The 19,503-nt window shown below is 69.8% G+C and carries 17 protein-coding genes and 4 pseudogenes; 14 read left to right on the top strand and 7 right to left on the bottom strand.

The window, feature by feature from the left end; genetic code table 11:
* Position 1 precedes the first annotated feature (1 nt).
* Positions 2-1,558 carry a POT-type proton-dependent oligopeptide transporter gene (locus G4Q83_RS05850; protein WP_128418976.1) on the bottom strand — a complete coding sequence of 519 codons (1,557 nt, stop codon included), beginning with the start codon at positions 1,556-1,558 and terminating at the stop codon, positions 2-4.
* Between the two features lie 178 nt (positions 1,559-1,736).
* On the opposite strand from G4Q83_RS05850, the pseudogene G4Q83_RS05845 reads away from it, so the two are divergent.
* The 4 pseudogenes from G4Q83_RS05845 to G4Q83_RS05825 form a co-directional block, all read left to right on the top strand.
* Positions 1,737-3,491: pseudogene (locus tag G4Q83_RS05845) on the top strand (M14 family metallopeptidase); the annotation flags it as partial.
* Positions 3,492-3,854: 363 nt separating this feature from the next.
* A pseudogene (locus G4Q83_RS05835) lies at positions 3,855-4,097 on the top strand (transposase); the annotation flags it as partial.
* A pseudogene (locus tag G4Q83_RS05830) lies at positions 4,071-4,295 on the top strand (fibronectin type III-like domain-contianing protein); the annotation flags it as partial. The pseudogenes G4Q83_RS05835 and G4Q83_RS05830, both read left to right, overlap by 27 nt.
* Positions 4,296-4,608: 313 nt before the next feature.
* Positions 4,609-5,140, top strand: a pseudogene (locus G4Q83_RS05825) (IS5 family transposase); the annotation flags it as partial.
* Positions 5,141-5,814: 674 nt separating this feature from the next.
* On the opposite strand, the gene G4Q83_RS05820 reads toward G4Q83_RS05825, so the two are convergent.
* Positions 5,815-6,147: a ComEA family DNA-binding protein gene (locus G4Q83_RS05820; protein ID WP_128418977.1), complete on the bottom strand. Its 333-nt coding sequence runs from the start codon at positions 6,145-6,147 to the stop codon at positions 5,815-5,817.
* Positions 6,148-6,359: 212 nt separating this feature from the next.
* On the opposite strand from G4Q83_RS05820, the gene G4Q83_RS05815 reads away from it, so the two are divergent.
* From G4Q83_RS05815 to murU, 4 genes are all read left to right on the top strand, one after another.
* Positions 6,360-7,850 (top strand): M20 family metallopeptidase, encoded by a 1,491-nt coding sequence (locus tag G4Q83_RS05815; RefSeq protein WP_128418978.1) that lies wholly within the window; start codon positions 6,360-6,362, stop codon positions 7,848-7,850.
* A gap of 187 nt (positions 7,851-8,037) precedes the next feature.
* The gene (locus G4Q83_RS05810) at positions 8,038-8,307 is read left to right on the top strand and encodes a GlsB/YeaQ/YmgE family stress response membrane protein (RefSeq protein ID WP_128418979.1); all 270 of its coding nucleotides are present in this window, start codon (positions 8,038-8,040) and stop codon (positions 8,305-8,307) included.
* 72 nt (positions 8,308-8,379) lie between these two features.
* Entirely contained in the window at positions 8,380-9,408 is a 1,029-nt protein-coding gene (locus tag G4Q83_RS05805; RefSeq protein ID WP_128418980.1) for an aminoglycoside phosphotransferase family protein, read from the top strand.
* Positions 9,405-10,148: an N-acetylmuramate alpha-1-phosphate uridylyltransferase MurU gene (murU, locus tag G4Q83_RS05800; protein WP_128418981.1), complete on the top strand. Its 744-nt coding sequence runs from the start codon at positions 9,405-9,407 to the stop codon at positions 10,146-10,148. Before G4Q83_RS05805 ends, murU begins: the two co-directional genes overlap by 4 nt.
* 94 nt (positions 10,149-10,242) lie before the next feature.
* On the opposite strand, the gene hda is transcribed toward murU, so the two are convergent.
* The 3 genes from hda to G4Q83_RS05785 are packed head-to-tail and all read right to left on the bottom strand — an operon-like array spanning position 10,243 to position 13,252.
* Positions 10,243-10,974: a DnaA regulatory inactivator Hda gene (gene hda, locus G4Q83_RS05795; RefSeq protein WP_128418982.1), complete on the bottom strand. Its 732-nt coding sequence runs from the start codon at positions 10,972-10,974 to the stop codon at positions 10,243-10,245.
* A complete protein-coding gene (locus G4Q83_RS05790) occupies positions 10,971-12,140 on the bottom strand; it encodes an AI-2E family transporter (protein ID WP_128418983.1) in 1,170 nt (389 codons plus the stop codon). Before G4Q83_RS05790 ends, hda begins: the two co-directional genes overlap by 4 nt.
* Positions 12,137-13,252 (bottom strand): DUF2066 domain-containing protein, encoded by a 1,116-nt coding sequence (locus G4Q83_RS05785; protein WP_128418984.1) that lies wholly within the window; start codon positions 13,250-13,252, stop codon positions 12,137-12,139. Before G4Q83_RS05785 ends, G4Q83_RS05790 begins: the two co-directional genes overlap by 4 nt.
* A 126-nt stretch (positions 13,253-13,378) precedes the next feature.
* On the opposite strand from G4Q83_RS05785, the gene purM reads away from it, so the two are divergent.
* The 6 genes from purM to G4Q83_RS05755 all read left to right on the top strand — a co-directional run bounded on the left by purM (position 13,379) and on the right by G4Q83_RS05755 (position 17,746).
* The gene (gene purM, locus G4Q83_RS05780; RefSeq protein ID WP_246432370.1) at positions 13,379-14,404 is read left to right on the top strand and encodes a phosphoribosylformylglycinamidine cyclo-ligase; all 1,026 of its coding nucleotides are present in this window, start codon (positions 13,379-13,381) and stop codon (positions 14,402-14,404) included.
* A gap of 7 nt (positions 14,405-14,411) precedes the next feature.
* Positions 14,412-15,041, top strand: a complete 630-nt coding sequence (locus G4Q83_RS05775; protein WP_128418986.1) for a DUF2238 domain-containing protein — start codon at positions 14,412-14,414, stop codon at positions 15,039-15,041.
* A gap of 8 nt (positions 15,042-15,049) precedes the next feature.
* Positions 15,050-15,493 carry a hypothetical protein gene (locus tag G4Q83_RS05770; protein WP_128418987.1) on the top strand — a complete coding sequence of 148 codons (444 nt, stop codon included), beginning with the start codon at positions 15,050-15,052 and terminating at the stop codon, positions 15,491-15,493.
* On the top strand, positions 15,490-16,143 hold the full coding sequence (gene purN, locus G4Q83_RS05765; protein ID WP_128418988.1) for a phosphoribosylglycinamide formyltransferase: 654 nt from the start codon (positions 15,490-15,492) through the stop codon (positions 16,141-16,143). The genes G4Q83_RS05770 and purN overlap by 4 nt, the downstream gene beginning before the upstream one ends.
* A 71-nt stretch (positions 16,144-16,214) precedes the next feature.
* The gene (locus tag G4Q83_RS05760) at positions 16,215-17,060 is read left to right on the top strand and encodes a DUF3108 domain-containing protein (protein WP_128418989.1); all 846 of its coding nucleotides are present in this window, start codon (positions 16,215-16,217) and stop codon (positions 17,058-17,060) included.
* Positions 17,061-17,062: 2 nt separating this feature from the next.
* Positions 17,063-17,746 carry a DUF3108 domain-containing protein gene (locus G4Q83_RS05755; RefSeq protein WP_128418990.1) on the top strand — a complete coding sequence of 228 codons (684 nt, stop codon included), beginning with the start codon at positions 17,063-17,065 and terminating at the stop codon, positions 17,744-17,746.
* A 141-nt stretch (positions 17,747-17,887) separates the two neighbouring features.
* On the opposite strand, the gene G4Q83_RS05750 is transcribed toward G4Q83_RS05755, so the two are convergent.
* Both G4Q83_RS05750 and murA read right to left on the bottom strand, forming a co-directional pair.
* Positions 17,888-18,214 (bottom strand): EF-hand domain-containing protein, encoded by a 327-nt coding sequence (locus tag G4Q83_RS05750; RefSeq protein ID WP_128418991.1) that lies wholly within the window; start codon positions 18,212-18,214, stop codon positions 17,888-17,890.
* Positions 18,211-19,485 carry a UDP-N-acetylglucosamine 1-carboxyvinyltransferase gene (gene murA, locus G4Q83_RS05745; RefSeq protein WP_128418992.1) on the bottom strand — a complete coding sequence of 425 codons (1,275 nt, stop codon included), beginning with the start codon at positions 19,483-19,485 and terminating at the stop codon, positions 18,211-18,213. The genes G4Q83_RS05750 and murA overlap by 4 nt, the downstream gene beginning before the upstream one ends.
* Positions 19,486-19,503 lie beyond the last annotated feature (18 nt).

Below are 19,503 nucleotides of genomic sequence, written 5' to 3'. Positions count from 1 at the left end.
CTCAGGCGGGACGGTAGTGGTCGACCATGCGGTAACGGCGTGCGTACAGGCCGAACATCAGCGCGGCGGCGAAGGCGAACGCGGCGAAGAAGAACATCAGGAACGCGGTCTCGCTGAGCCCGGTGCTGCCAATGTGCGCGGTGACGGTGTCGTTGCGCACCGCCGCGTTGGACAGCAGCACCCACAGGTTGCCGACCGTGGTGGTCAGGTTCCAGAAGCTCATCACCACGCCCTTCATCGCTTGCGGCGCCTGGCTGTAGGCGAACTCCAGCCCGGTCGCCGACACCAGCACCTCGCCGAAGGTCAGCAGCGCGTACGGCAGGATCTGCCAGGCGATGGACAGCGCGTCGCCGCCATCCATGGCCACCTGCAGCATGCCGACCACGATCCAGGCCATCCCGCTGAAGGCGATGCCTGCGGTCATCCTTCGCAGCGCGGTCGGCTCGTAACCGCCGCGCCGCAGCAGCGGGTACAGCACCAGGTTGTTGAACGGAATCAGCAACATCACCAGCGCCGGATTCAGCGCCTGCATCTGCGAGGCGCTGAACCACTCGGGCATCTGCATCTGCTGGCCCTGCAGCACCCAGGTCGAGGCTTTCTGGTCGAACAGCGAGAAGAACGGGGTCGCCAGCGCGAACACCACCAGCACCCGCAGCACGGCGCGCACGCCGTCCACCGCCGCGTCCGGATGCACCGCGCGGGCACGCTCCAGTTGCCACCAGGTGCCACCGCCGATGCCGGCCAGCAGCAGCACCAGCGCCAGGCACAAGCAGATCACGATGCCCAGCGTCGGCAGCAGTGCAACGCTGCCCAGCGCCAGCGCCACCGCGACGGCGGCCAGGACCAGGCCCGGCCGTCCCTGCCCCGGCACGCACCGCAACAGCGCGCTGCGCACCACCTGGGCGAAGCCGTGCGGGTCCTTCGGCGGCAGCGGCACGCGCACGTAGCGACGGCGCCCGGCCCAGAACACCAGCATGGCCACAAACATCAGGATGCCGGGAATGCCGAACGCCCACGCCGGGCCCAGGTTCTTCAGCGCCAGCGGGATCAGCAGCGAGGCGAACAGCGAGCCGAAGTTGATGATCCAGTAGAACGCGTCGAACACCACCTTGGCCAGGTGCTTGTTGCGCTGGTCGAACTGGTCGCCCATGAACGAGGCCACCAGCGGCTTGATCCCGCCGGCGCCCAGCGCGATCAGGCACAGGCCGAGGAAGAAACCGCCGCGGCTACCCTCGAACAGTGCCAGGCAGGCGTGGCCCGCGCAATACACCAGGCTGAACCACAGGATGGTGTCGTACTTACCGAAGAAGCGGTCGGCCAGCCAGCCGCCGAGCAGCGGGAAGAAATACACGCCGATCATGAAGCTGTGCAGGATGTGCTTGGCTTCGGCCTCGCGGCCGGGCGCCGTCACCTCCTGCAGCAGCAGCGAGGTGATCAGGAACTGCACCAGGATGTTGCGCATGCCGTAGAAGCTGAAACGCTCGCAGGCCTCGTTGCCGATGATGTAGGCGATCGGCCGCGGCATCCGCGCGGCGCCGGGTGCGCTCGTCGCGCTCATGCGCGACCCCTCGTCGATCGTTCGTTCGTCACAGGCCCTCGTCCAGGCAAAATTTTCAGAAGATTACCCGATCGTCGCGGCGAATCGAACCGCCGGCCGCGGCCGCGCCGGCACGCCGGCGCTTTCGCAAACGGCGCGCTGCACGCATCATGGACGCCTCTCCCTGGACGCCGCTGCGATGATCCGACCCTGCCTGGCCCTCTTCCTGCTGCCGATGCTCCTGTGCAACATGCCACTCATGGCCAGCGATGCAGCCCTGTCCACCGAGGCCGAGCGCAGCGGCTACGCGCGCACCGGCCGCTACGCCGAGACCGTCGCGCTGTGCGATGCGTTCGCGCAGCGCTATCCCCAGGCGGTGCGCTGCTTCGACTTCGGCACCACGCCGGAGGGCCGGCCGATGAAGGCGCTGGCGGTATCCACCTCCGGCGCGCTGGATGCGGCGGCGGCGGCGGCGCGCGCACTGCCGGTGGTGCTGATCCAGGGCGGCATCCACGCCGGCGAGATCGACGGCAAGGACGCCGGCTTCCTGGCGTTGCGCCAGCTGCTCGACGGCCAGGCCGCACGCGGCGCGCTGGACAAGCAGGTGTGGCTGTTCGTGCCGGTATTCAACGTCGACGGCCACGAGCGCTTCGGCGCCTGGAACCGGCCCAACCAGCGCGGCCCCGAGCAGATGGGCTGGCGCACCACCGCACAGAACCTCAACCTCAACCGCGACTACGTCAAGGCCGACGCGCCGGAGATGCAGGCGATGCTGCGCCTGGTCGAGCAATGGGATCCGTTGCTGTACGTGGACCTGCACGTCACCGACGGCGCACAGTTCGAACACGACGTGTCGGTGCAGGTGGAGCCGCTGCATGTCGGCGACGACGCGCTGCGCGGCGATGGCCTGCGCCTGCGCGAGGGCGTGCTCGCCGACCTGAAACGGCAGGGCTCGCTGCCGCTGCCCTACTACCCCTCGTTCGTGGTCGACGACGATCCGGCCTCCGGCTTCGAGGACGACGTGGCGACGCCACGCTTCTCGCATGGCTATTTCCATCTGCGCAACCGCTTCGGCATGCTGGTGGAGACGCATTCGTGGAAGCGCTATCCCGAGCGCGTGCGCATCACCCGCAACACCATCGTCTCGGTGCTGCAGCAGGTGGCGCGCCACGGCAGCCGCTGGCGCGCCGATGCGCTGGCCGCGGACGCGCGCGCGCAGCGGCTCGGCGGGCGCACCGTGGCGCTGGACTACCGCACCACCGAGCAGTCGCGGCTGGTGGATTTCCGCGGCTACGCCTATACCCGCACGCTCTCACCGGTGTCCGGCGCACTGATGACCCGCTACGACGAACGCACGCCGCAACTCTGGCGGGTACCGCTACGCGACCGGATTGTGCCCAGCGTCGAGGTCGCCGCGCCACGCGCCGGCTACCTGGTGCCGGCCGCACAGGCCGCGCTGGTCGCCGCCAAGCTGCGCCAGCACGGCATCGCCTTCCGCACCCTGGAGCGCGGCGCCACGCTGCCGGTGCAGAGCTTCCGCGCCGACGACGCCGGCTTCGCCGCACGTTCCTCGGAAGGCCGCCAGCGGCTCACGGTCCAGGGCACCTGGCAACCCGACACCCGCGCCGTCGGCGCCGGCGCGCTGTTCGTGCCGATCGCCCAGCCCAAGGCGCGGTTGCTGATGGCGCTGCTGGAACCGCAGGCGCCCGATTCGCTGCTGCAGTGGGGCGAGTTCAACAGCGCCTTCGAGCGTACGGAGTATATGGAAGACTATGTCGCCGAGGACGTGGCGCGGCAGATGCTGGCCAGCGCCCCGGCACTGAAGGCCGAATTCGAGTCCAAGCTCGCACACGATGCCGCCTTCGCCAAGGATCCGCACGCGCGGCTGGAATTCTTCCACCGCCGCCATTCCTCCTGGGACACGCAATACCGGCTGTATCCGGTGATGCGCAGCGACGAAGCGCCGTCCTCGCCGCCAGCGGCGCCTCCCTCCCCGCCTCCCCCGATGCGACCTTCCCTTCAACACCAGAGCGGTTGTACGCCCCGCTATGGGAACGTTTTCAGGACTCCTTCGCCTGGCGCTCGCGCTGGCCTGTCCGGCCTTCGCCGCGCCTGCGCCCCGACCGCCGAGGACACCCCGACCCTCAGCGTGACCACACTGAACCTGTACCACGACAAGCTCGACTGGCCGCGGCGGCGCAGCCAGTTCATGCGGAGCCTGCGCGAATTGCATCCGGACGCGATCGCGCTGCAGGAGATGCTGCCACTGAACCGCCGCGGGATTCCAGGAGGCTCCAACTGTTGAGAGGATGGCGTCATGAGCAAGCAGGCAGTGACGTATTGCCCGGACGTGCGGGAGCGAGCAGTTGGGATGGTGCTGGAGCATCAAGGCGAGCACAGTTCGCCGTGGGCGGCGCTCGCGTCGATTGCCGGGAAGATCGGGTGCGCGGCCGAGACGCTGGGCAACTGGGTGCGTCGGGCCGAGCGCGACCAAGGGTTGCGCCCAGGCCTGACGACGGAGGAGCGAGCGCGGATGAAGGCGCTGGAGCGCGAGGTGCGCAACCGCGGCCCACGCGAAGGCGCCGACGTGCCGCAGCTGTATCTGCATCTGCCACAGGGTCAGCACACGCCGGTCCGCCTGGTCGGCTGGGACAAGCTCAGCCTCAAGCCCGGCAGGACCCGCCGCGTCAGCATCGTCGCCGAACCCAGAACCCTGGCCGACTACGGGCCGGTGCAGCGCCAATGGTGCATCGCCGCCGGCGACTACGAACCGGTGTCGGCCGCTCGGCGACGCGCGCCTGCACGGGAAGCGCGGCAATGCGCCGCGCAACGGCCTGGATCGGCGTGTGTTCGACCTGACCGCGCAGGCCGACCATGTGTTCTTCGAACACGGCCGCTTCCATCGGCTGCACAGCGCGCGCGGCTGGAGCGGATCGCGGGCGCCGCGCGTGGCGCCGCGCCGCGTTGCCGGCCCGTGGCGCTGCAACCGCTGGGCCTGGCACCGGCAGACACCGTGCCCCCTGCCGCTGCCCTGAGTTGGCCGCGTCAACTGCGCCATGGGCGCTGGCCGCAAAAAATCAGGTTGGCGCGGCACGAGAGAAACAGGGGCGCAGCGCTGGCAGCACGTTCTTGACCGTGGACGCGCAGAGCGTGAAGAACACGGACACGGCCGGCCAGAAGGCGATGACGCCGGCAAGAAGGTCTCGGGGATCAAGCGTCACATTGCCGTCGATAGAAGGCCTGCCGCAGGCTGTCGCGGTGAGGACGACGGAAGTGACCGACCGCAAAGGCGCACTCCAATGCCTGGATCGCTGCAAGCCAAACCTGGGACAAGTGCAAAGCCTGTTGTGCGATAGCGGCTAGGCCGCAGAACCGTTCGCCGAAGGCGTGCGAGAGCTCCTGGGCGAGCAGGTCACGGCGCAGATCGCCAAACGCAGCGGACTGCACACCTTCAAGGTCATGCCCAAGCGCTGGAGCGTCGAGCGCAGCTTTGCGTGGTTGGAGAAAAACCGAAGGCTGTGGAAGAACTGCGAGCGCAAACGCAACACCAGCTTGCAGTTCTTCCATCTGACATTCCTGACGCTGCTGCTCAAAAGATCGTGAACAAGCTCTCAGCAGTTCGCGGCTGCTCCAATGCCTCGAGCCGTCGCGGGGCAAGTGCTGGAGCATGCGATATTGAGCACCCGCGCCTCCAGCTTGGCCACCGAGCGGGTGGTCACTCGACCTGGGGGCAAGGACACCAGGCCAGCCAGGCCTTGTGCCTCGAACGCCCAGGTCCATTTCGAAACGAACGCATCGATGCACGCAAGCCTGGACAGAATGTCCACACGGCGTTCTCCCTCAACCCACAGCAGCACGCAACGCGCACGACGCGCAAGCGCCGCGTCGCCATGGCGCTTGCGTATCACGGCAACGAGTTCAGTGCGTTGTCCAGAAGTCACTATCGTTCGGGGCATGCCTGACTCTCTGAGGACAATGCATCCAATTTCAATGATGCAATGGAGTAGGGACGGGCGATGTGCGGCAATGCGGCGGCCCGGGCTGCTTCCGGCAACCGCCAGACGCACTGCCAAAAGCAACCTTCGCCCATAAAAAAACGTCGCCCGGCTGCACGTCATTGTGCAACACCGGGCGACGCTGTACGTCCTTGTCGGCTTCCTGCCGTCCCCCTGCGCGTCCTGCTCAGCGAGGTTGCGACCGCGCGTCCTACGCCAGCCGTATCCCGTTCCTTTTCAATTCCCTTGACGCTTCTAAATCCCTTTAGCTTTCAAATCCCTTCAACGCCTTTGTACTGGCTTGACAGCCGCCGTCCCGGCGGCCTTCGGCGTGGTCGCCTTTGTGGCTCCCACTTCGATCCGGTCGTGGTTCCGTTCGACCGTCTTGAGTCCGATTCCCTTCACCAACGCCAGATCCTCGGCGTTCTTGAAGGGACCGTGTGCCTGTCGGTAGTCGACGATCGCCTGCGCCTTAGAGGCACCCACGTTCATCAACACCCGGTCGATTTCCGCTGCGCTAGCGGAGTTGATGTTGACCTTGTCCGCGGCCAGCGCGGAACCGGTCAGCAGCAACGTCAGGACCAGGGACTTCAGGACCACAATAAAAGACTGCATGGCGACACTCCTTTGTGACGGGGATGGGGACTTCGCCGGCCTCCCCTGCCGGCATTGGAGAGCATCCCTCGCCACATGGGTACAGCCTATCGCCATTGGCCTTTCCAAACAGCAGGTAAACAGCGCGTCGCAGTGTAGGAAAAACCCTACGTGGGAGCGGCGGCGTAGAATGGCGCATCTCCTCACATTTGCGATGAGTTCCGCAGTTCCCCATGGACAACGCCAAGATCGACCGCTTCCTGAGCGAAAAATGGGACGACGACATCGTCCCGCAACTGGTCGATTACATCCGCATTCCCAACACGTCGCCGATGTTCGACGCCGACTGGGTCGCACACGGCTACATGGCCGATGCGGTGGAGCTGATGGAGCGCTGGGCGCGCGCGCAGGCGATTCCCGGCCTGCAGGTCGAGGTGGTGCAACTGGACGGGCGCACGCCGCTGCTCTACCTGGACGTGCCGGCCACCGGCACCGAGACCGGCGCCGACACAGTGCTGCTGTACGGGCACCTGGACAAGCAGCCGGAGATGACCGGCTGGGACGCCGACCTGGGCCCGTGGACGCCGGTGCTCAAGGGCGACCGCCTGTACGGCCGCGGCGGCGCCGACGACGGCTACGCGCTGTTCGGCTCGCTGGCGGCGATCCTGGCGCTGCAGGACCAGGGCATCGCGCATGCGCGCTGCGTAGTGCTGATCGAGGCCTGCGAGGAATCCGGCAGCTACGACCTGCCCGCCTATGTCGACCACCTGGCCGAGCGCATCGGCAAGCCGTCGCTGGTGGTGTGCCTGGATTCGGGCTGCGGCAACTACGAGCAGCTGTGGTGCACCACCTCGCTGCGCGGCCTGGCCGGCGGCAACTTCAGTGTCAAGGTGCTCAGCGAAGGCGTGCATTCTGGCGATGCCTCCGGCGTAGTGCCGTCCAGCTTCCGCGTGTTGCGCGAGCTGCTGTCGCGGCTGGAGGACGAGGCCACCGGCAAGATCAAGGTGGAGGGCCTGTACGCGGAGATCCCGGACGAACGCCTGGCGCAGGCGCGCAGGGTCGCCGAGGTGCTGGGCGAGGAGGTCTACAGCAAGTTCCCGTTCCTGCCCGGGATGCGCCCGATGCACCACGACCCGGCCGAGCTGGTGCTCAACCGCACCTGGCGCCCGGCGCTGTCGGTGACCGGGGCCGACGGCCTGCCGCCGCTGGCGTCGTCCGGCAACGTGCTGCGCCCGCAGACCGCAGTGAAGCTGTCGCTGCGCCTGCCGCCGACGCTGGACGGCAAGCGCGCCGGCGAGCTGCTGAAGGACGTGCTGCTGCGCGATCCACCATATGGCGCGCAGGTGACGCTGGCGCTGGAGAAGTCGTCCTCGGGCTGGAACGCGCCAGCACAATCGCCGTGGCTGACCGGGGCGATCGAGGCCGCGTCGCAGGCGGCGTTCGGCAAGCCGGCGATGTACATGGGCGAAGGCGGCTCGATCCCGTTCATGGGCATGCTCGGCGAGAAGTTCCCCGGCGCGCAGTTCATGATCACCGGCGTGCTGGGCCCGCATTCCAACGCGCACGGGCCGAACGAATTCCTGCACCTGCCGATGGGCAAGCGGGTCACCGCCTGCGTGTCCAAGGTGATCGCTGAGCATCATGCCGCCAGCGTGCGCGGCGAGACCACCGGCGCCGCCGCGCTGGCCGGTGGCGAGCAGCACGGCGGGCACGGCTGCTGCTGAACGCACGGCGTGCGCCGGCCGGCGCACGCCGACGCTGTATACGACGGGATTCGGCGGCAGGCGGCGCATGTGCAAGTCGTGCCTGCACGGCCGCTAAAAGGCCGGTGCCGGCCGCGGCGGCGTGTACGCCCGCGTGGCCGCCGAATCTGGCACGATCCGCTTCACTTCCACGCCTCGGTACGCCTCCATGCACAATCTGTTCGGCAGCGACAGCTGGCTGTACGTCATCCTGGTCGGCTTCGTGGTCGGCCTGCTGGCGCGCTTCCTGGGCCCGAGCGGCGGCCGCTCCGGCTGCCTGTTCACCATCCTGCTCGGCATCGCCGGCGCGCTGGTGGCCGGCTGGTTCGGCCACTACATGGGATGGTACAGCCGCGGCGAGCCGGCCGGTTTTCTCGGCGCGCTGCTCGGCGCCATCGTTCTGCTTGCGCTGCTGCGGCTGTTCCTCGGCAAGCGCTGAGGTCCAGGCACGGCTCGCCACGCCGGCGCCGCGCGTTTACGCTGTGCGGCCAATGTTCGCCGCGGCGCGCCGATGAGTTCCAGTTCCGATCTTCCCGATGCTCAGGACGCGCGCGCGGAACGGCGCCTGCGCTGGGCGCGCAGCGCGTTGGGCGACGCGCAGGCGACGCTGCGGCGCGCGTCCATCGACGCCGGATGGCGCAGTTACTGGCGCAGCCACGGTACCGACCCCAGCCGCGTGCTGATGGATTCGCCGCCCGGCCTGGAGGACGTGCGGCCGTGGCTGCGCATGCACGCGCTGCTGCGGCACGGCGGCGTGCGCGTGCCGGCGATCCTGGCGCAGGACGTGGACGCCGGCTTCCTGCTGCTGGAAGACTTGGGCGGCCCGACCATGGCGCAAACCCTGGACGCGGCGTCGGCCGATGCGCAGTTCGACGCCGCGCTCGGGCAGCTGCTGCGCCTGCAGGCGATCGTGCCGCCGCCGCAGCTGGGCGTGTTCGGCGAGGCGCTGCTGCAGCGCGACGCCGGGCTGTTCGATGAGTGGTTCCTGCAGCGCCACCTGGCGCTGGCGCTGGACGCCGCCGACCGCGACGCGCTGCACGCCGTGCAACGCCAGTTGATGGACAACGCGCTGGCACAGCCGCAGGTACTGGTGCACCGCGACTTCATGCCGCGCAATCTGATGCCGGTGGCCGACGGCCCGGCGGTGCTGGATTTCCAGGACTGCGTGCGCGGCCCGGTGGCCTACGATCCGATCAGCTTGTTCAAGGACACCACAGTGAGCTGGCCGCTGGCGCGGATCGACGCCTGGCTGACGTGCTACCACGCGCGCGCGCTGCAGGCCGGGATCGCGGTGCCGCCGCTGGCGCGATTCCTGCGCGACGCGGAGTGGATGGGCGTACAGCGCCACCTGAAGAACCTGGGCATCTTCGCGCGGCTGCACTACCGCGACGGCAAGGCATGGTATCTGGACAACGTGCCGCGTTTCATCGGCTACCTGGACGAGGTGCTGCCGCGGCATCACGCACTGCAGCCGCTGGCGCAGCTGCTGCATGCCCGGATCAAGCCGGCGCTGGCGCGGCGCGCGGCGGCCGGCGCATGAAGGCGCTGATCTTCGCCGCCGGCTTCGGCGAACGCATGCGTCCGCTGACCGAACGCACGCCCAAGCCGCTGCTGCAGGCGGGCGGGACGCCGCTGATCGTCTGGCACCTGCGCAGGCTCGCTGCGCTGGGCGTGCGCGAGGCGGTGATCAATACCTCGTGGCTGGCCGAGCAGTTCCCGCAGGTGCTCGGCGACGGCAGCGCGTTCGGCCTGCGCATCACCTATTCCTGCGAGGGCGCCACGCCGCTGGAAACCGGCGGCGGCATGCTGCATGCGCTGCCGCTGCTCGGGCCGGCGCCGTTCCTGCTGGTCAACGGCGACATCTGGACCGATTTCGATTTCGCGCGGCTGGCGCCGGAACCGGCCGGGCTGGCGCAGCTGGTGCTGGTCGATCCGCCGGCCTATGCCGCGCACGGCGATTTCGCGCTGCATGCCGACGCCAGCGTGCGCAGCGACGGCGCCGCGCTGCTGACCTATGCCGGCATCGGCGTCTATCGTCCGGAACTGCTGCGCGACTGGCAGGCGGCGTTCGCCGCCCCGCTCGCAGAAAACGCGACCCCGCCGCGCTTCGCGCTGGCGCCGATCCTGCGGGCGCACATGGCCGCCGGCCGCATCCACGGCCTGCACCACCGTGGCCGCTGGACCGACGTCGGTACGCCGCAGCGGCTGGCGGCGCTGGATGGCGCGCTGGGTCGTGCGCCGGGACTCGGGACCCGGGACTCGGGGCTCGGCAAGAGCTGAGTTCCGGCGAGTCCACGTCCAGCGCGCGAGGCGGACGATCGAATCCGGTCTGGGAAAGCCTGGCGCCAGCCGCCGCATGCGGGCGCGGACATGTTCAGCTTCTTCCGGGTCCCGGGTCCCGGGTCCCGGCTCCCGGCTCCTCCAACACCCGCCGCAAGAACGGCAGCGTGACCCGGCGCTGCGCCGCCAGCGATTCGCGGTCCAGCCGCTCCAGCAGTGCGACCAGCCCGGCCAGGTCGCGGCCGGCATGGGCCAGCAGCCAGTCGATCGCCGCATCTTCGAGCACCAGGCCGCGACGCTGCGCGCGCTCGCGCAGCACCGCGGCACGGCCGGCATCGTCCAGCGGCGACAGCGCGATGCGCGTGCATTGCGCCAGCCGCGAGCGCAGGTCCGGCAGGCACAGCGCCAGGCCGTCGGGCATCGCCTGCGCGGTATACAGCAGAGTCACCCCGGTGCTGCGCGCACGGTTGTGGAAATCGAACAGCGCCACTTCGTCCTCGCGCTGCCCGGCGATCGCTTCCAGCCCGTCCAGTGCGACCAGGTCGCGCCCTTCCAGCGCTTCCAGCGCATCGCGCAGGCGCCCCGTCGCGGCCTGCAGCGGCAGGTAGGCGGCGCGGCGCCCGGCCTGCTCGGCCGCCGCGCACAGCGCCAGCGCCAGGTGGGTCTTGCCGGTGCCGGCAGGGCCGGACAGGTAGATCCAGTCCACGTCGCTGCCGTCGGCGACGGCCTGCAACTGCGCCAGCACCCCCGCCGGCGCGCCGACATAGCGGTCGAAGCGCTGTTCCGGCCGATAGCGCAACGCCAGCGGTAGCTGCGGCACGCTCACGGCTGGTCGGCGCTGCGCGGCGGCAGTTCGATCACCGGCGTGCGCTCGCTGCCGGCATCGAGCAGGATCGCCGACTTGTCGCCGGCATACAGCTCGCTCTGCCGGTACTGCTCGTGCAAGTAGTGCAGCAGCACGTTGGCCACCGCCGCCACCGGCAGCGCCAGCAGCATGCCGAGGAAGCCGAACAGCTGGCCGCCGGCCATCACCGCAAAGATCACCGCCACCGGATGCAAGCCGATCTTGTCGCCGACGATGCGCGGGGTCAGCACGTAGCTCTCCAGCAGCTGGCCGACGGTGAACACCACGCCGACCAGGATCAGCAACTGCAGGTCGAAGCCCTTGGCCTGGACCAGTGCGGCCAGCACCGCCAGCAGGATGCCGGTGGTCGCGCCCAGGTATGGGATGAAGCTGATCAGGCCGGCGACGATGCCGATCAGCAGGCCGAGATTGAGCCCGATCAGGCTCAGCCCACCGGCGTAGACCACGCCCAGCGCCAGCATCACCAGGAACTGGCCGCGGATGAACGCGCCCAGCACCTCGTTGGACTCCCGCGCCAGACGGCTGACGGTGGCGATGTGGTTGCGCGGGATGGTCGCGGCCACGCGCTCCACCAGCAGATCCCAGTCGCGCAGGAAGTAGAACGTCAGGATCGGCAGCAGCACCAGGTTCACCACCCAGGTGACCATCGCGAAACCCGAGCGCGACAGGTAGCCGAAGAAGGTCGCGGCGACGCCGCCGGCCTGCTGCCAGTGGCCGCGGATCCAGTCGATCAGCCGCTCCGGATCCAGCCAGGCCATCAACTGCAGCCCGGTCTTTTGCTCGGCCCAGGGGATCGCGGTGCCGATGAACCAGTCGCGCGCCTGCGGCAGCACGTTGATGAAGGTGACGATCTGCCGCTCCAGCATCGGCACCAGGATCACCAGCGCCAGCGCCAGCAACAGCAGCATCAGCACGAACACCAGCGTCACCGCCATGTTGCGCGAGCGGCCGGCGCGCTCCAGGCGGTCGACCAGCGGATCGCCGAGCCAGCCCAGCAGCAGCGCCAGTACGAACGGGGTCAGGATCGGCGCCAGCAGCCACACCACCCACAGCACGCCCAGGATCACCGCCGCCCATTTCAGGCGGCGCAGGAACAGCGCGATTTCCGCTTCGGGGGACAGCATCATTTGAGCAGGTACTCCGTGCGCTCGTTGTCGAGGATGATCGGGCCTTCGGTCGGCACCGTCACCGGCTGCAGCGGACCGTCGGCGCCGAGCATGCGGTTCAGCCCGGACACGCCGCTGAGCAGGTCCAGGTCCAGTTCCAGGCGGTCGCCGCTGGCCTGGACCGGCACGATGCGCCGCACCACCGAGCTGTTCTGCAGCGCCGCGGACACACGCAGGTAGTCGCCGGCGCTGCCGATGCCGCCGATCACAACCCGGTAGACCCCGGGCGGGCCGATGCTGGCGGCCTTGGCGTAGCGCTTGACCAGCGCGTCGGCGGCACCGTCGGCGCCGCCGGCCATGGCCCGGCGCGCATCGGCGTCGCTGACCGACCAGCTGGACAGCACCTTGCCGCCGTCGACGAAGACCCAGTCGGCGGTCCAGCCGCCGGACTTGCCGCGATACAGCTTGCCGAGCAGTTGCATCGGCGGGCTGTAGCGCGCCGAGGCGCTGGCCACCGCGGCGGTGTCCTGGCGCCAGATCGCGCCGACCAGCGCCTGCTCGGCGGCGCTGCCGGTCGGCAGGCCGAGCCGGTAGCCGCGCTCGATCGCGCGGTCCAGCAGGCTGCGCACGGCGTTGGACTGCTGCACGCCGACCAGGCGTGGGCCGCTGCCGTCGTCGATCGCCAGCCACAGCACCGGCTTGGGCCGCGGCTGCGGCCACAGCGGCAGGCCCAGCGCCGCGGCCAGGCCGTCGACGTCGTTCTGGCGGAAGCGCGCGATCAGCACCGTGCGGAAGGTCGGCGCACCGCTCGGCGAGGTGCCCTGGTCCTGCCGGTAGTCGTAGCTGTCGACGAAGTTCTTGGCGTTGCGCAGCGCCTGGGTCACTCCCGGGCGCGACATCGCCGCGCGGTCGCCGGAGATCTTACCGAGCACCGCGCCCAGCGCGCGCGCCAGCGCGCCGTTGCGGTCGGCCTCGTTCTGGCTGTTGACCGGCACCTCGGCATCGTAGGGGCTCTGCGCGCCGGCGACGTCGCCTTCGGTGCGCAGGCCGGCCTGGGCCTGGGCGGCGGCGGCAGGCAGGCACAGCGCGAAAGACAGGAGTAAGGCAAGGCTGCGGCGCATCGAAGGTTCCATTAGCTCGGCGTATTCGGGGCGAATTGTTGCCCGAATGCGGCCGTAGCGCCAATGTGGCCTGTTAAAATCGCCGTCTTTCCGCCGCCGCCGCCGCCCGTGACCACTTCCCAGCCCACCGCCGCCCCGTTGACCTACCGCGACGCCGGCGTCGACATCGATGCCGGCAATGCCGTCGTCGAACGCATCAAACCCTTGGTCAAGCGCAGTTTCCGCCCCGAGGTGATGGGCGGGCTGGGCGGCTTCGGCGCCCTGTTCGACCTGTCCGGCAAGTACCGCGAGCCGGTGCTGGTGTCCGGTACCGACGGCGTCGGCACCAAGCTGAAGCTGGCGCAACAGTTGGGCCGCCACGACACCATCGGCATCGATCTGGTCGGCATGTGCGTCAACGACGTGCTGGTGCAGGGGGCCGAGCCACTGTTCTTCCTGGACTACTTCGCCACCGGCAAGCTCGATGTGGAGACCACCGTGGCGGTGGTCGGCGGCATCGCCCGCGGCTGCGAACTGGCCGGCTGCGCGCTGATCGGCGGCGAGACCGCGGAAATGCCCGACATGTATCCGCCGGGCGAGTACGACCTGGCCGGCTTCACCGTCGGCGCAGTGGAGAAGTCGCAGTTGCTCGACGGCGCCAGGGTGCGCCAGGGCGACGTGCTGATCGGCATCGCCTCCTCCGGCCCGCACTCCAACGGCTATTCGCTGATCCGCCGCATCTACGACCGCGCCGGGCGCCCGGCCGCGCTGCAGGTCGGCGGCGTGGCCCTGGCCGACGCGCTGCTGGCGCCGACCGCGCTGTACGTCAAGCCGATCCTGTCGCTGCTGCGCGGCGCGCATGCCGACGGCATCCACGCGATGGCGCACATCACCGGCGGCGGCCTGACCGAGAACATCGTCCGCGTCATCCCCGACGGCCTGGGCCTGGACATCCGCGCCGGCGCCTGGAGCCTGCCGCCGGTGTTCGCGTGGCTGCAGCACGAAGGCGCGGTCGCCGACAGCGAGATGTGGCGCACCTTCAACTGCGGCATCGGCTTCGTGCTGGTGGCCGCGCCCGATCAGGTCGCCGCGCTGGAGCGCAGCCTGGACACGCTGGGCCTGGCGCATTGGCAGATCGGCGCGGTGGTGGCGGCCGGCGCCGGCGAACGCGTGCACATCGGCTGAGCCGCGCATGGCGGCGGCCAAGCGCGCCTGGTTGGCGCTGACTCTGCTGGTGTTCGCCGCCAGTTGGGTGCATCCGTTGCGGCCTGCGGAACAACAGGTGCTGCACAGCTCGCTGGCGGTGCTGGGCATCGCCTGGCTAGTCTGGCACGACCGCCGCCGGCCGCTGCGCAGCGCGCACTTTGCCGCGATCTGCGTGTTCGTCAGCGTGCACAGCGTCGCCGCGCACTGGCTGTATTCCAACGTCCCCTACAACCAATGGCTGCGTACGCTGAGCGGCGGCTGGTCGCCGAACGCCGCGTTCGGCTGGCAGCGCAACCACACCGACCGGTTGATCCAGCTGCTGTTCGGACTGTGCTTGGCGCCGGCGCTGCGCGACCACGCGCGGCAGCGCTGGCCGGCGCTGTCGCCGCGCCAGGCGTTCGTGCTGGCGACGATGGCGATCATGTGCGCCAGCCTGCTCTACGAATGGCTGGAATGGCTGATCGCGCTGCTGCTCTCGCCCGAGCAGGCCGAGTCCTACAACGGCCAGCAGGGCGACCCGTGGGACGCGCACATGGACATGCTGCTGGCCACGTTGGGCTGCGCGCGCGCCTGGCCGTGGCGGCGCGCCGATCGCCCTCTCCCCTCACAGCACTGAGATCGACGATGTCGCTGCCCCCGCCCCTGCCCGTTCCGGGCGTCGTCCACGCGGACACCCTGCGCGCCGAGTCCGAACTGGGCGCCCTGGCGACCCTGTACGCCGTGCTGGCCGGACTGCAGGGCCTGATGCTGCTGGTGGGTGGTTTCCTGGCCTGCGGCGTGCATCGCGAGGTCCAACTCAACGTCGTCGGCCAAAGCCCGGACCAGGCCCAGGCCGGCGTGGTGGCGATCGTCCCGCTGTCGGCGCTGCTGGCGTTCGGGCTGGTCTCGCTGGTGCTGGAAGTGCCGACCGCGCGCGCGCTGCGCCAGCGCCGCCGGCTGTGCCTGCGCAACCTCACCGCCGCGGTGACCTGCCTGGGATTCCCGCTGGGCACGGCAATGGGTATGTGGACCCCGCCGGTGCCGCAGCGCCCGGCGAGCGTCGCGCTGTTCCGGACGTCCGGCCGATGACCCTCCGCCTGGCGGTGCTGGTCTCCGGCCGCGGCTCCAACCTGCAAGCGCTGCTCGACGCGATCGCCGCCGGCACGCTGGATGCGCAGGTGGTCGGCGTGTTCAGCGACCGCGCGCAAGCGCCGGCGCTGGCCAAGGTGGCGCCGGCGCAGCGCTGGACGGCCGCGCCGAAGACCTTCGCCGACCGCGACGCCTTCGACCAGGCGCTGGGCGAGGCGGTCGCCGCCGCGCAGCCGGACTGGATCGTCTGCGCCGGCTACATGCGCATCCTCGGCGACGGCTTCGTGCGCCGCTTCGGCGGACGCCTGCTCAACATCCACCCGTCGCTGCTGCCCAAGTACCGCGGCCTGCACACGCATGCGCGGGCGATCGCGGCCGGCGATGCCGAACACGGCGCCAGCGTGCACTTCGTGGTGCCAGCGCTGGATGCCGGCGCGGTGATCGCGCAGGTGCGGGTACCGGTGCTGGCCGGCGACGGGCCGCGGGACCTGGCGCAGCGGCTGCTGCCGGGCGAGCACCGGCTGCTGTGCGCGGTGCTGCAGTTGGCCGCAGCCGGGCGCCTGGCTGAACGGGACGGCAGGGTCTGGCTCGACGGTCAGTGCCGGTTTAGTCCGCTGCGCCTAGATTACCAAGGCATGCTGGTTCCCTGAATACGACGATACTGCGGTGCGATGCACCGCGGCGCATTCGCGCCCGACCTTTCCTCCTCGCAGCCGACCCCATGAAGCCCGTTCCGCGTCAATTCTCTGTTTTCGCCGTGGCCGGCCTCGGCCTGCTGGCGCCGATCGTCGGCGCGCTGGCGCAGGCGCCTGCGCCTCCGGCGGCCACCCCGGCTGCGCCCACGGCGCCCCTGCCCGTCGCGCCTGTGCCCCCCAGCGCGGCCGTGCCGGGCCTGCCGGCGGCGGCCTGGACGCCGCCGCCGCTGCAACCGTTCGTGGCCACCTACCAGGCGCTGTACAAGGGCAAGCAGGCCGGTGATGCACGCATGGAAGTCAGCCATACCGGCGGCGACCAGTGGCGCGTGGACCTGGGCGTGCAGGGCCGCAGCGGCTTCGCCAGCATCCTGGGCCTGAACATCGCGCAGAGCACGGTGTTCCGCAGCGAGGACGGGCGCTACGTGCCGCAGAGCCAGAGCACGGTGAAGAAGGCGATCTTCTTCGGCAAGAAGGTCACCGGCGTCTACGACTGGGGCCAGAGCGTGGCGCGCTGGGACGGCGACCTGAAGAAGGACCGCCAGCAGCCGATCCCGCTGCAGCCCGGCGACCAGAGCGCGCTGCTGATCAACCTGTCGATCATGCGCGACGCGCAGCCGGGCAAGACCATGCGCTACCGTTTCGTCGACGTCGGCCGGGTGCGCGAACACGTCTACCACGCCGCCACGCAGACCGAGACGGTGCAGGTCGGCGATCTCAGCTACGACGCGCTGCGCATTTCGCGCACCAATGGCGGCAGGAATGAGACCATCCTCTGGATCGCCAACGGCGTGCCGACGCCGGTGCGCATCCTGCAGCGCGAAGACGGCGAAGACCGCATCGACCTGCGCCTGACCGAGTACCAAGGAGTCTGACCATGACACGCAACGCCCGCCCGCTGTCCGTCCTCGCCGCTTCCCTGCTGACCATGGCCAGCCTGCCGGCCCTCGCGCTGGAGCCGTTCAAAGCGGACTACCAGGCCAGCTACATGGGCATGCAGGCCAACGGCGTGATGACCCTGGCCAGTGAGGGCGGCAACCGCTGGCGCTACAGCCTGGCGATCAAGAACCAGGTCGCCGACCTGAGCCAGAGCACCGTGTTCGAGGAGAAAGGCGGCCAACTGCGCCCGCTCAGCAGCGACGACCGCTCGCTGTTCCTGATCAAGAAAAAGGCGGTGACCGCCAACTACGACTGGAGCACCGCGCAGGCGACCTGGGCCGGCGACGTCAAGGCCGACCGCCGCGGCCCGGTGAAGCTGCAGCCCGGCGACATGGACGCGCTGCTGATCAACCTGGCGATCGCGCGCGACGTCCACGCCGGCAAGACCCCCAGCTACCGCATGGTCGACGAGGGCCGCGCCAAGCCGATGACGTACCGCATGGCCGGCAAGGAAGCCATCACCATCGACGGCCGGACCGAGCAGGCGACCAGGGTCAGCCGCAGCGACGGTTCCAAGGAGATCATCGCCTGGGTGGTGCCGGACATGCCGGTGCCGGTGCGCATCCTGCAGCGCGAGAATGGCCAGGACGCGCTGGACCTGACCATCAAGACCCTGCGCTGAGGCATCGGCCTCGCGGCACCCACGAAAAAGGCGGGCCTTGCGGTCCGCTTTTTTCGTTTGCCGTCCGCAGCGTCGCGCGCGGCCGGCGGATCGGCAGTGCGACCGCCGCGTCCCTGCGCAGCGGCCACGCCGCGCCGGGCGCTACTTCTTCTCGGCGGGCTTGTTGTTCTGCGCCGGCGCGAACGTGGTGCGGCAATCCACGCGGATCTGCGCGCCGCTGTCGCGCCAGTAGAAGGTGCTGCACTGGCGCGGGCCGTCCTGGGTGCGGGTCACGCCGACCGCGTAGAACGCCTGCGCGATCTCACCGCCGCTGACCTGGCCGTCGCCGTTCCAGTCCATGTCGCGCTGTTCGATGCCCTGGGTGATGGCGATGCCGGCATGCCAGGCGTAGCCGACCCAGGCCAGCACCAGGATCACCACCGCCAGCAGCACCTTGCGCCGGCGGCTGAAGCGGCCGCTGAGGATCATGCGATGCGCCGGATCGACGCGCCCAGCGCCCCCAGCTTCTCCTCGATGTTCTCGTAGCCACGGTCCAGGTGGTAGATGCGGTCGATGGTGGTGTCGCCGTCGGCGACCAGGCCGGCCAGGATCAGCGACGCCGAGGCGCGCAGGTCGGTGGCCATCACCGGCGCGCCGCTGAGCCGCCCGCTGCCGCGCACGATCGCGGTATGGCCTTCGACCTGGATGTCCGCGCCCAGGCGCAGCAGCTCGTTGACGTGCATGAAGCGGTTCTCGAAGATCGTCTCGTTGATGACGCCGACGCCGTCGGCCACGCAGTTGAGCGCCATGAACTGCGCCTGCATGTCGGTCGGGAACGCCGGGTACGGCGCGGTGGTCAGGCTGACCGCGCGCGCGCGCTTGCCGTGCATGTCCAGGCGGATCCAGTCCGCGCCGGTCTCGATCGTGGCGCCGGCCTCGGCCAGCTTGTCGAGCACGGCGTCGAGCGTGTCGGCGCGCGCGCGGTGCACGGTGACGCTGCCGCCGGTCATCGCCGCGGCGACCAGGAAGGTGCCGGTCTCGATGCGGTCGGGCAGCACCGCGTGGCGACCGCCGGACAGGCGCTGCACGCCCTGCACCACGATGCGTGCGGTGCCCGCGCCTTCGATCCTCGCGCCGAGCGCGATCAGGCAGCCGGCCAGGTCGGCGACCTCCGGTTCCATCGCTGCGTTCTCCAGCACCGTGGTGCCGTCGGCCAGCACCGCGGCCATCAGCACGTTCTCGGTGCCGGTGACGCTGACCATGTCGAACACGTAGCGGTCGCCCTTCAGCCGGCCGTTGCTGGTCGCCTTGATGTAGCCGTTCTCGACGCTGATCTCCGCGCCCAGCGCCTGCAAGCCCTTGATGTGCTGGTCCACCGGCCGCGAGCCGATCGCGCAGCCGCCGGGCAGCGACACTTCCGCCGCGCCGAACTTGGCCAGCAGCGGGCCCAGCACCAGGATCGAGGCGCGCATGGTGCGCACCAGTTCGTAGGGCGCCACGTGCTGGTCGACCCTGCGCGGATCAACCGTGATCGCGCTGCCGCGCGTCGGGTTGCCTTCGTCGATGGTGACCTCCGCGCCCAGTTCGCCGAGCAACTTCACCATGGTGATCACGTCGTGCAGTTGCGGCACGTTGGCGATCCGCACCGGCGCGTCGGCCAGCAGGGTCGCGCACAGGATCGGCAGCACCGCATTCTTGGCACCGGAAATGTTGACTTCACCGTGCAGCGCGTTGCCGCCGGTCACTACGATTTTGGCCATGGGTCTTCGGGAATCAAA

This window comes from Xanthomonas theicola (assembly GCF_014236795.1).
Taxonomy (GTDB): Bacteria; Pseudomonadota; Gammaproteobacteria; order Xanthomonadales; family Xanthomonadaceae; genus Xanthomonas_A; species Xanthomonas_A theicola.
This window is presented reverse-complemented; position numbering and strand designations above follow the sequence as displayed.